General features: G+C 58.4%; 7 protein-coding genes. 1 reads left to right on the top strand and 6 read right to left on the bottom strand.

Annotated elements, in window-relative coordinates:
* Positions 1-64: 64 nt before the first annotated feature.
* The gene (gene pitA / locus ACYF6X_RS23225; protein ID WP_063991745.1) at positions 65-1567 is read right to left on the bottom strand and encodes an inorganic phosphate transporter PitA; all 1503 of its coding nucleotides are present in this window, start codon (positions 1565-1567) and stop codon (positions 65-67) included.
* 300 nt (positions 1568-1867) lie between these two features.
* Between pitA and ACYF6X_RS23220 the strand changes: the two genes are divergently transcribed.
* A complete protein-coding gene (locus ACYF6X_RS23220; protein ID WP_130018491.1) occupies positions 1868-3064 on the top strand; it encodes a BaiN/RdsA family NAD(P)/FAD-dependent oxidoreductase in 1197 nt (398 codons plus the stop codon).
* A gap of 63 nt (positions 3065-3127) precedes the next feature.
* On the opposite strand, the gene ACYF6X_RS23215 is transcribed toward ACYF6X_RS23220, so the two are convergent.
* From ACYF6X_RS23215 to ACYF6X_RS23195, 5 genes are all read right to left on the bottom strand, one after another.
* Positions 3128-4825 (bottom strand): AIPR family protein, encoded by a 1698-nt coding sequence (locus tag ACYF6X_RS23215; RefSeq protein WP_130018492.1) that lies wholly within the window; start codon positions 4823-4825, stop codon positions 3128-3130.
* Positions 4826-5348: 523 nt separating this feature from the next.
* A complete protein-coding gene (locus ACYF6X_RS23210; protein ID WP_130017744.1) occupies positions 5349-5759 on the bottom strand; it encodes a VOC family protein in 411 nt (136 codons plus the stop codon).
* Between the two features lie 94 nt (positions 5760-5853).
* On the bottom strand, positions 5854-8034 hold the full coding sequence (locus ACYF6X_RS23205) for a virulence factor SrfC family protein (protein ID WP_130017743.1): 2181 nt from the start codon (positions 8032-8034) through the stop codon (positions 5854-5856).
* Positions 8031-10976, bottom strand: a complete 2946-nt coding sequence (locus ACYF6X_RS23200; protein ID WP_165384373.1) for a virulence factor SrfB — start codon at positions 10974-10976, stop codon at positions 8031-8033. The genes ACYF6X_RS23205 and ACYF6X_RS23200 overlap by 4 nt, the downstream gene beginning before the upstream one ends.
* Positions 10976-12226 (bottom strand): SrfA family protein, encoded by a 1251-nt coding sequence (locus tag ACYF6X_RS23195; RefSeq protein WP_130017741.1) that lies wholly within the window; start codon positions 12224-12226, stop codon positions 10976-10978. Before ACYF6X_RS23195 ends, ACYF6X_RS23200 begins: the two co-directional genes overlap by 1 nt.
* Between the last annotated feature and the right edge of the window lie 369 nt (positions 12227-12595).

Here is a 12595-nt window from a genome sequence, read left to right as displayed (position 1 = left end):
CTTGATGCAGGCAAAAAAAAGGCGGCCCTGCGGCCGCCTTTCTCATGCTTATCGCTTTTATCGCTTAGATCAGCTTCAACGCAACCCAATACAGCGCACCGGAAAGCAGAATCGAGATTGGCAGGGTCAGCACCCAGGCCAACAGGATGTTCTTCACGGTTTTGCTCTGCACGCCGCCGCCGTCCACGATCATCGTCCCGGCAACCGCCGAAGAGAGGACGTGGGTGGTGGAGACCGGCATGCCGGTATAACTCGCCACGCCGATCGACAGCGCCGCGGTCATCTGGGCCGATACGCCCTGGGCATACGTCATGCCTTTCTTGCCGATCTTCTCGCCGATGGTGGTGGCTACGCGTTTCCAGCCCACCATAGTACCGAGCGACAGTGCCAGCGCGACGGCGACGATGATCCACATCGGCGCGTACTCGACGGTCTGCAGCAGATCCTGACGCAGGTTCTTCAGGAAGCGCTGGTCGGCGGATGAGGTTTCCGGCAGCTTGGCGACTTTATCCGCCGTGTCGGTTACGCACATCAGCAGGCGGCGCAGGTGGCTGCGCTGGTCAACCGTCAGCTGATCGTAGCTCTGCAGGTTGGTCAGCATGCCCTGAGCCAGCTCGATCGCCGGCATGGCGCGCGAACTGTCGCAGTGGAACTCGGCCGGCTTGTTAGGCGCGGCTTCGTCATCCGGGCTTGGCACCAGCGGCGTCAGCGACACCGCATGCGACAGCGCGTCGCCGTGCTGCTGGTAATATTGCTGCAGGTGGGCCACGGCATCACGCGTACGGGTGATGTCATAACCGGTTGCATTCATATTGACCACGAAGCCGGCCGGCGCAACGCCGATCAGCACCAGCATGATAAGGCCGATGCCTTTCTGGCCGTCGTTGGCGCCGTGCGAGAAGCTGACGCCAATCGCCGACAGGATCAGTGCGATACGGGTCCAGAACGGCGGCTTGCGTTTGCCGTCGACCTTTTCACGTTCCGCAGGGGTCATGTGGATACGCTGGCGTTTCTTGGTGCCACTCCAATAGCGGCGCAAGGCGAACACCATCACTCCCGCCACCATCATGCCGACCAGCGGCGAGAACAGCAGAGAAAGGAAAATGCCAATCATTTTCGGGACGTTAAGCGCATCCACCACCGAAGTGTGGGTCATCAGGGCGTTGGTTAAACCGACACCGATGATTGCGCCTATCAGCGTATGGGAACTGGAGGCCGGCAGACCGAAATACCAGGTGCCGAGGTTCCAGATGATTGCCGCCAACAGCATGGAGAAGACCATGGCTAATCCGTGTGCTGAACTGACGTTCAACAACAGATCGGTAGGCAGCAAATGGACGATGGCGTAAGCAACACTCAAACCGCCGAGCATTACGCCAAGAAAGTTGAACAAACCTGCCATCACGACCGCAAGTTGCGAGCGCATGGCGCGGGTATAAATAACTGTAGCGACCGCATTGGCCGTATCATGAAAACCGTTGATGGCTTCATAAAACAACACGAACAACAATGCGAGAATTAACATCAGGCCGGTATGGAAATCCAGGCCAGCGAACAAATGCAGCATAAGCGTTACGCCAGTTTGTGGACATGAACGCCGCGCATTATCAGTGACAACCGGGGCCGGGGAAAAGGAAAATATGACGTTTTTTTGATTTGGACATGACGAAACGATGACGCGCCTATAACAAAAATATGGAATATCAACGCGTTAATCTCCTCTGACCTCTGTAATATTTTCTTACTATGGCGTTGGCGACGCCGGGGCTTTACAATCTGCCGCCGTGAATTTGGCGGTGACCGGCGGCGAAACGGCGTAATATGGCGCTCTTTTGTCGCGATTGTGGTTTTGATAAGTGAGGCTCAGGTGGAACAGTTTGATGTCGTAGTGATTGGGGCGGGCGCCGCCGGCATGTTTTGCGCCGCGCAGGCGGGGCAACTCGGTTGCCGCGTGTTGCTGCTCGACAACGGCAAAAAACCGGGCCGCAAGATCCTGATGTCCGGCGGCGGGCGCTGCAACTTTACCAATATGTACGCCGAGCCGGCGGCCTATCTGTCGAACAACCCGCACTTCTGCAAGTCGGCGTTGGCGCGCTACACCCAGTGGGACTTCATCGATCTGATCAACCGCTACGGCATCGCCTACCATGAAAAAACGCTGGGGCAGCTGTTCTGCGACGACTCGGCGCAGCAGGTGGTGGATCTGCTGGTCAAAGAGTGCGAGCTGGGCCAGGTGACGATGCGCCTGCGCAGCGAAGTGCTGGGCGTGGAGAAAACCGAACATGGCTACTCGCTGGCGCTGAATGGTGAAAAAGTGAGTGCTCGCTCACTTGTGGTGGCCAGCGGCGGATTGTCCATGCCGGGGCTGGGCGCTTCGCCGTTCGGTTACAAACTGGCGGAGCAGTTCGGCCTCAAGGTGCTGCCGACGCGCGCCGGGCTGGTGCCTTTTACCCTGCATAAGCCGCTGCTGGAGCATGTGCAGACGCTGTCCGGCGTCTCGGTGCCGGCGGTGATCACCGCCGAGAACGGTGTCAGCTTCCGTGAAAGCATCCTGTTTACCCATCGCGGCCTGTCCGGCCCGGCGGTGCTGCAGCTGTCCAGCTACTGGCAACCGGGTGAGTATGTGAGCGTTAACTTACTTCCTGAGCTGGATTTGGCGGCCTTCCTGGATGATCAACGCCGAGAGCACCCGAACCAAAGCCTGAAAAACACCCTGGCGCTGCAATTGCCGAAGCGGCTGGTGGAGTGCTTGCAGACCCTGGGACAACTGCCGGAGGCCACGCTGAAGCAGCTGAATGCGCCGCAGCAGGCGGCGCTGGTGGATCTGTTGCAGAACTGGCGCGTGCAGCCGAACGGCACCGAAGGCTACCGCACGGCGGAAGTGACGCTCGGTGGCGTCGACACCAGTGAACTTTCCTCCAAGACGATGGAGGCCCACAAGGCGCCGGGGCTCTACTTCATCGGCGAAGTGGTGGATGTGACCGGGTGGTTGGGCGGTTACAACTTCCAGTGGGCGTGGAGCTCGGCCTGGGCCTGCGCCCAGGCGCTGGCGGCACATCGCTAGATAAAGAAAAACTAAGTTATGCACTAATTAAAAAGTGGAGCCGATATGATACGGCTCCTTTATTTATTTATTAGGCGTATAGCATTTTATTATTTCTAGCACAAAATCGTTGCCTTTAGCTGTGGTATCATCTCTTCCTAATTTACAATAAACTTCCCAAATCCCCTTAAAAACAGAGTCGAACATTTCAGTAGTTATGTTTGAAATATCAAAATCACTTAGATAATCTGTCATCCCTTTATAAGTGTGTGGGATTTTATTTTTATTCATACAGTTTAGAAAAACCGCCAATGAACAATGGTAGATTATATTATTAAAGTCTCTCCTATTATCAAACTCATATTCTTTCATTAACCGTTCGACAGTTTTAACGATTAGGACACAATTTAAATATAGGCTCATATTTAAATTTTTATTGAATATTGTTTCATATCTTGCATTATCATTAATTAATGTTGATGGGCGTGCTCTGGCGTTGTTTGGTTGCTGAAGAAGTATTGAGATTACGCATTGAGCCAAAAATGCTATTGATATAATTTTTGAAGACGGCTTCCCTTCATTTTTATAAAAATTTTTTCTTCTGTCATAGTAATAACCATGAGCTTTGAAAAAATCTTCTATATCTCTATGAATAATATCTGCACTTCTCAGCGATGCTGGAGGGATACTCGTTTGGCTATTTGTAGCTCGAATGATTCTGTCTCGAGACTCTTCATTTGCTTCACAAATGACGCGAACTAAAAGATTACGTTCATCATTTATGTTACTGTGCTCAGAGAAATATTTATAAATCTCATGAGATGTCTGTAGTCCATTGACTACTTGAGGATTCTCAATCGTTAGTGTTTTTCCTGATAAAACAGCCTTAGGAGTTATAATCGTAATTCCATTATTTAAGAACCAAAAATCTTCTTTCCCTTTTTTTAAAGTCTCTTGAATTCCAACATTAACAACAACGTCGCCATTATGATCTCTTACATTTGATTCAAATATACTTCTTGATAATGTATCATTATCTGAGATAAAACTGTAATAATTAGTTAGATTTACAAGACATAAGTAGCTGCCATTTGCAGTTGCAATTGGCGATTCTGATAGTGTCATATTCCTTGACGTTTTCTTTATCTTTCTGTTGAGCTCAATTAACTCAGATGCACCTATAAACTGGAATGAGAATTTTGCACCAGTAAACATGCTAATTATTAATTTCTCGAGGTTTCTTGTTTTTCCCTGAACATTCCTATGAACTTCTTCACCCATCGACGCGTAGTAGTAGTAGAATGTAACATCTGGGAATCCTTTAATTAGATTCGCATATACATTTCTAAATATATTTACTTTGCTAAGCAAGTCTTCATTATATCTTGATTTGAAATCTTCGATATTATCAATGTCGACAGATAAATCGAAAAGATCTCGGGCTACTTCATTCAATTTTAATATAGGCGTTTCTGAGAATCCCTTTGATGTTTTTGATTGAATTATTACGACATCTATTTTGTTATTCCGGCCACTTACATTATAATCAGTGTCTTCTTTAATCAGCTCACCGTTAAGAAAAGTGTATATGGAGTCTACGCCACCGTCGCCACCATCCCCAACAATGCTGTATTCGATATCAGCGTACGATACATCATAGTCTTTTAATATTTGAGATGCAGAGTATATTTCGAAATAATCCTCATATGTCTTCTCTGCTTCCTCAGCCTCATCTCTTATGATCTTTTCCATTATTGACTGAGAGTTTGAGTTTTTAGTCATTATAAGCCCTTATATAATTGATTAATAAATAATACCAGTAAGAAATAATGTTGTTGTTAAATTCTATTTTATTATCTTACGAAAAAATAAAAATTCAAGTTTGTTTTGAGTTAGTTAGATTTATATGCAAAATGCAGGGAGGTCGTCACACTTCATAAGTGATATGATTTTATTTTTATAAATAATAGTCTTTGATTATTAATATGTTAATTATTGGTTTTTTATTAAAATTCATTGGTTAATGTGTTAAGTTAATTTGATCTAGCACATTAAAAAATCTCATCACTTTTTCAGCGAATTTTAAAAAATATTAGAAATAATTTTAATTAAAGATAAGTATTAGAAAATTAATGTTATTACTCCTATCATGAAGTCCGAATGAACCAATATACTATGTCAAAGTTTCACAGTTCTTTTTAGTGAAAGCCTTCTCATGGCTTTATCTGCTCTCAGATATGGGATGACAGTACGGACAACGTTGTTCAAGAGCAGGAAAACTGAGTTTTTAGCAAATCCATTACAGCTATGCCGCCGGCCCTTTTAATTCCACGCGGTTGCCGTCCGGATCGTTGAAGTAAATCGACGGCCCGTCGCCTTCCGCGCCGTAGCGAGATTCAGCGGGATCGACGGCGATCCCTTGCGATCGCAGATAGGTCAACAGCTCGTCTTCGTTGAAAGGATCGATGCGCAGGCAGAGGTGATCGACATTTTGCCGGTGAGGATCGGGCGCGTCGCCGCCTTTTTTTCCAAGCTGGCCGTTAACGTCGACCAGATCAATCATGGCCGCCCCGGCGCGCAGGTGCACCAGCCCCAAATCGGGCCGCCGTTTGGCGATGTCGCAACCCAGCGTCTGGGTATAGAACCGCAGGCTTTTTTCCGCATCGCGCACGCGTAACACCACATGATCGATAGTCTTCAGGCTGAAAGGGGGCATGATTTTCTCCCAGAATCGCTGCGTTACTCATCAGCATAATCGGCAACGCCCGATTTATCCTGTTTTCGCCCCCTATTGCTGCCAGAGCTGCCGCTTATCGCAGAGTTGCCACGATCTCTTCCAACGCCGCGCGCTGCGCCTCGCCGAGCGCGCTTTCCGTCGCTGCATTCTCCGCCAGCAGGGTTTGCAGGCCGATCAGCCAATCATAGATATAAAACGCGGTATTTTTGGTCGGCGTCGGCGCCAGCCGGGTTAGCCGCTGCTGGCCGCTCCAGTCCACCGCCGGCTGCGGCGGCGGGGTAAAGATCGGCTGGCCGGGATTGACGCGGCTCTCGGGGCGCGTTGCCGCATCGCGCCGCTGGAAGCCGAGCCAGGCGACGAAGTCGCCCAGTAGCGCCAGCGCCTGGCTGATTTGCCGATCTTCGCTCTGTTCCGGCAGGCCCCCGGCGCACAGCGCGCGTTCCAGCTCATCATTGAGCTGCAGGCGGCAGGCGGCGCCGATCAGTGCATCGACCAGCAGTTCCAGATGCGGCTTTTCGACGCCGAGCAGCTCCAGCAACCGGCGGCTGTCCGGCAGGCTGCGCAGATGGTTGATCCAATCTGCGAATACCCGCGCGGCAAAGGATGACCCGGGGGACTCACCGGGCGCCGGGGTTTCCGGTGCGCCGAACAGATCGATATCGAGCCCGAACGGCGCAGGCGTCGCCGCCGGGGCCGGTACGGCGTGCTGCTGTTGCTGATAAAGTTGGCGCAACGTATCGCGCTGGGGCAACAGCCGCTCCAGCAGTTCGCCGTGGCGGCCGGCCTGCGCCTGCAGCGCGCGCAGCAGCTGTTGGCCGCGTTGCTGCGCCGCGTGTGGATCGGCGGCGGTGAGCCAGTTGCCGAGCAGGCTTTCCGTCAGTTCGCGCTGCAACTCTTCGCGCTGTTCGAGCAGGCGCGCTTGCTTCTGGACCGGGCGCGCCTGGGCGGCCAGGTAGCTCACCATGCGGCGGCAATCCTGTTCATCCAGCGCTAGCAGCGTGGCCCAGCTGTCGCCGGGCTCGCCGACCTGGCGCTGTACGGCGTCGTCGGGACGCGCTTTGCCTTCCCCGCGTTGATCGAACGGTGTGATCGCCCAGATCAGGCCAGGCTTGCGGCGCTGGCGCAGCGTCGGGGTTTCCCCCTGAGTCTGGTTGACCCAGTTGGCGAGCGCCTGGCCGATGCGGGCGGCATCCTGCGGCGTGGCGGCCGCATCGGCCACCAGCAGCAGGTTGGCGTGCAGGCCGTCTGCGCAGCGGGTCAGCAAATGGGCGCGTTTCGCCTGTTGCAGACGCTGCGTCGGTTCCGCCTGCGGGCAGGCGCAGCTGCCGGGCAGGTCGATCAGCGCCACGTCGGCGGGCAGGCCCGCCTGCGCCGTTTGCGGCAGAACGGTGGTGACTTCGGCGGTCAGCCAGGTCAGATCGCTCAGCGCGATCTCCCGTTCACCGCCGTGTTCGGCCATCACGACGATCGTCGCGTTTTCCGCTGCGGCGCTCGCGGTCAACAGCGGCAAGACGCGGTGCGGGGCATGAACCTGTCGGCTGCCGCCGAGGGCATGCAGCGTGTGTGCCAACTGGCGATAACGCGCCGTCAGCGTCGTTTCCTCTCCCCACAGCGGCGCAAACAGGCGCGCGCGATCGTCGATGCTCAACTGCGGCGCCAGCGCCACGGCCTGCGGCCAGAAATGCCTGTCCAGCGTCTGTTGCCCTTTGTCGCCGTGGCGGCGTTGGCTATCCCACAGCGCCAGCACATCGCTGTCGCTGAGGCCGTCGAGGGCGACGGCTTGGCGGTGGCGTGCCAACGCTTGCAGGTGGCTGGCGATCGCGCGGGCGTCCCAGTCCAGCCGGAAGCCGCCCATCGCGGCGGCATCGAGCGTGATGGCCAGCCACTGCGCTTCATCGAGCAGCGCGAGGGCGAGAGGATACTCGGCACACGGCGACGGCGCGGCGGCGCAGTAACGCACCGCCAGCGCGGCGTCTGCGTGCAGCCTTTCTGCGCCGGGGGCCAGCGCCGCCAGCAGGTGGGCCTTGGCGGCGGCGTTGTGGCCGTACAGGCCGATAGCGACCTGCTCAGGTTGCGCATTCGCCAATTGCAGCGCGCGGTTATGGCAACGGCGCAGGCGCAGCGTCAGGCGATCCGCCTCCTGTTCCAAACGGGTGGACTGCCGGCGTGCGGCGTCCACCCAGGCGATCGCCTGCAGAATGCCGGTGCTGAGTGCGTGGTTCGGGGCCGATTGGGCGGTAGTGGTGGCTTTCATCGTGGGTAAATGCTCCCGCTGTCTATCCAGTAGTGGGTCGCGCCGGAGGCGCTGGCAGCCAGGGTATTGAGTTTCAGTTGCAGGTGGTGCGCCGGGACGGGGCTGCCGTCGGCCAGCACCGCCTGCGCGATCTTGACGCTTTCTGCGCCCTGTTCGGCGCTGGCGGTAATAGCCAGCCGCAGGGTGATCACCGCATCGCCGGCCAGTTTGCGCGCCAGCTGGGCGTCATTGATGGTCAGCGTATAGAGCGGCGAGGCCGGCCAGCGCTCGTTGTCCAGTTGGCGGAAGCCCAGGCGCAGCGGGCCGCGCAGCTGGAAGCTGCCGGCGGGGTCGAGCGCGAAGTCGGCGCGATCCAGATCGATGTCGCGGTAATAGACGTTATCGTCCGCCAGCATGTTATTGCCGTCCAGCATGCCCAGATGGCGAATGGTGGAGTAGGGCTGGAAATCGCCGACGTTGAAGTAAAAGCTCTCCAGCCGCAGGTCGATCGCCAGCAGGCACAGCATGGCGCCCACCGCGGCGGTGGATTTCGGGTTGTCGATGCGGCCGCGTTTGTTGAACGGGTACCAGCTGCGGGTGTGGTAGCCCTCGAGCGGCAGAATGCGGCTGGCGGGCAGCGGTTGCAGATGGCGCAGCAGCGCCTGCACGCCGGGGAAACGCGCCGGGCGGCCGGTCAACAGCAGCACGTCGCAGGTATACAGCGCCACCACCTCGGCCAGCAGGCGCAGGCAGCGGCCGATGCCGATGCGATCGGACAAGAAGGCGGCGTGCAGGTCGGCCAGGCGGATCACCAGCGGGGTGTGCAGAATATTGAAGGCGTCGCTGTCGGCTTCGCGCTGCACTTCGCCGTTGATAAACGCCAGCACCTGCGGCGTCGGCGGCTGCGGCAGCAGATCGCCGAGGCTGGCGGCGATTTCCGCCCGGCTGTCCAGCGGATCGTATTCTTCATAGGCGCCGAGCAGCGCGCGTCCGGCGGGCATGAAAATCTGCAGCGCGGCCTGCTGACGTAGGGTGGAAAGCCCGTCCATGCGCCCTTCGTTGCCGAACAGTTTGTCCATCAGCGCCGCGGCGGCGCTCACGCCGGCGGCTTCGAACGCCTGCTGCACGGCGGGCAGGATAAACTGCTGGATGGCGTCCAGCAGGATGTCGTCGCCGGCGACTTTAAAGCCCTCGCGGAACAGCAGGCGCGGGTTGATTTTGATGTTGTTGCCCACGCCGTCGTCGAGCGAATAGTGCGTGATCGCCAGATCGGTGGTGCCGCCGCCGATGTCGATGGAGGCGATGCGCAGCGTTTTACCCGCCTGCTCGCCCGGCGCCAGCGGCCGGTCGGGCCGGGCCATGGCGGCGAAAAAGGCGTCGGTGCGGCCGGCGAAGTTCACCTGGGTTTCGTTGTACAGATAGACCATCTGGCCGCAGGTGGCCTCGTCCCACTCCATCTGCACCTGCGGCACCGGGAAGCGGGCGTGCGCGCCGTCGAACGGCGCATCCTGCGGGTGCCAGCCGAGGGCCTTCCACACCAGCCCGATCGCCTCCTGCATGCGGCGGCGGAAGATCTCGCGCTCGGGCTTCGGCATGGCCGAAGGCAGCGTCAGGATGATGGCGCGCAAACGGCGCGGCGCGGCGGCGTTCGGCATGCGGCTGCGTTGGGCGATGCTGTTGATCTGCATCAGCGCCTGCGCCAACAGCTCGCTCAGCATCAGCGTCATCACCGCGCTGCGGCTGTAATGGGCGGCGAACACCGGCAGCCGTTGCGCCGTCTGCAGGGCGGACAGTGGCACGCCTTCGTCGTTGATGAGGGCGGTCAACGGTGCGGCGGCGGCCATCGGCTCGTGCCGCTCGTTGAAGCGCCAGCCGGGCGCATAGCGCTCCTCGTCCCACAGGTAGCGGCGCGGGCTGGAAATGCCGGTAGTGCCTTCATGGCCTGTTCGCCGCTGCGCCAATTGCGCGGCTTCGCGGCCGACGCGGGTGATGGAGGGCCACTGGAAGGCGTCGTCGCGCCCGCTCTGGAACGACAGATGCGGCTTGCCGAAGCTGACCTGAGAAAACTCCACCCGGCTCTCGAACAGTTCGTTGTAGACGCGGTGCGGTTCGGACAGCGAACGCAGCTGCAGCTCGTAGGTTTGCTTCAGGCCGTTGCTCTCTTCCGGGTGGTCTTCGACCAGCACGCCGCAGGTGTGAGAATTGCCGACGTCCAGCACCAGATCGACGTCGATCGCCGGTTGCTGCAGCGTCGCCGCCACCATCTTTATCTGCGGCACCGCGAGCTGGTGGCCGAGCATGTGCAGCAGGTTGAGGTAGTGCGCCTGATACTCGAAGGTTTTCAGCCCGGCGTTGATCTCCACTTCGGCGCGCTGCTCCCGCTCGGCGGCGCGCTGGCTGAACGCCTCGCGCAGCCAGCCGTCTACCCAGGTCAGATCGAGAAATTCGCCCAGCTCGTGGTTGCGGTGCGCCAGCGCGAAGTTCAGTCCGGTGCCGAGATCGCTTTCGCCCGGCGCCAGCGCCTCCTGGCCGGGCGCGGCGGCACGGGTGTCGAAGGCCAGCACCACGCGCAGCAGGTTGCCGTCCTGATCCGGTTCATCCAACTGCACCACCTGCAGGCGCGCCCAGTTGTCCGGGCCCGACAAAAACAGGCCCGCCGGGGTGTGGCGCAAGAAGGGCAGCGGCAGCCAGAGCTTATCCAGCAGGCGCAGCGACTGCTGCAGCGGATAGCTGAACTCCGGCCGCACCACTTCGGCGGCCTGGTCGCTCACGGCCGGCAGCTGGTATTTGCCGCTCTCGGCCTCCCATTGCAGGCGCAGCAGCGGGCCGCTGGCGGTCTTGCGCACGAATTTGCCGGGAAACTCGGCGTCCAGCAGCGGCGTCAGGGCAAAGTCCAGAAACTGAATGCCGCTGTCCTGAATCAGCGTAATGCCGTGTTTGTAGTCCGTAAGGGGTGCCAGCATCATTTACTCTCGCGCTTGAACGTCATGGGATAGGTGGTGTCCGCATCGTAGCGGCCGGTGCACTCCGCCGCGCCGGTTTCGCCCTGGCGGCAAACGATCTCCGGGATCTGGTAGCGGCTGCCGTCGCTGCAGCGCGCCTTGGTGCGGCTGTTGATCACCAGATTGCCGGACTGCATCAGCCCGGCTTCGACCGCCACCCGGCAGCTGACGCCGTCGCCGTAGGCGATGATGGCGTTGCCTTTGCCTGCGTTCAGGCGGTATTGCAGGCTGGGGCGTTTGCCGGTGATCGGATCTTTCAGCGCCACCGTGGCGCGCCATTTGCCGTTAAGGAAACGGGTGGAGCCGGCCTTCACCGCCTCGGGCGGCAGCACCAGCGCATTTTTGTCCGCCGGCTGCGGGATGACCGGCGCCGGTGGCGGCGGCATCAGCGTCGCGTGCGCCAGCGGCAAACGCAGCTTAGGCAACGGCGCGGCGGTTTTTTCCGGCGGCGCCGGATGCTGCACCTCAGTCGGCATCGCCGGTTGCGGCGGTGGTGAGCGATGCAGCCAGGCGGCCAGCGCCGCACTGCCTAGCAGCAGTACGGACAACAGCCACAGCCCGTGGCGCCGGCGTGGGCGAACGGCGGCAGGGGATTCGATAGGCGCTGCCGGGGCAGGCACCGGTTCGGACTCGGCGGCCGGGGCCGGTTTTACCGGTTCGACAATGGCCGGTTTACGCGGAGCGGCGGCGATCGGCGCCGGTTTTTCCACTTCGACTTTCACCTCTGCTTCGATCGGGCGCAGGCAGGCCAACGGATCGTCCGGGCTCTGCGCCTGCGGCTTGATAAAGCCCCAGAAGGTCAGCACCGGCCGGTCGTCCACCAGATAAACGTGGTTGGGATCGGGCATGTGCATCGCTTTGGCCAGCAGCGCGCCGAACAGGCGATGGCTGGGGTGATCGGTCGCCTGGGCCTGTTCCGTCAGGCTGCGGAAGGTCGTCAGGCAGTGTTCCAGGTGGCGCACCGCCTGCGCGCGCTGGGCGTCGCTCGCCGCTAGCCAGGAGGTGACTTTGCCGGGGAAGGGCGCATACCAGTCGATGCGGGTGCCGCTTTCGTTCGGTTGGGGGATCGCCAGACAGTCGGCGGCCTGCTGCTGCCGGCGAAGACGCAGGGTTTCCCGCAGCTGCTGCGCACAGGCGTAAACCGGTTGCCCGTTTTCGCCTAAAGCCAGCACATCATCCAAACTGCCACTGCGTAAGAAGGGTTTCACCACGGCACCGCACCTTGTCCTGTTCTGCAAAAACGCATAAAAGTCCATGATACCCCGCAGGCCGAGCCGCCAAACGGCCAAGGACAGCCCGAAAAACGCCCTTCTTTGGCGTTAGCGGCATGCTTTGCTAACCGGCACAGTGAAAATCTCGCTATCTGGACCTGTCTGTGAACCGCTTTATCTGAAAAATAGAACCTGGCCCCGGCAAGCGACGCCGGGGAACGATGTTCTCTTTCACTATGACATCGCCTCGCGGGTTGCCGATTTCGGTATGCCTCAGGCGTGCGGAGCGTTCACATGACGGACAGTCAGTCTGAAAAAACTCTCGTTGTTCCCCCTGCACATCCCGCTGCCGGGCAGTCGGCCCAGGGC

The organism is Serratia sp. ID 25-353 (genome assembly GCF_054792795.1).
Note: the sequence above shows the minus strand (reverse complement) of the source record. Positions and strands in the feature narration are given on the sequence as shown.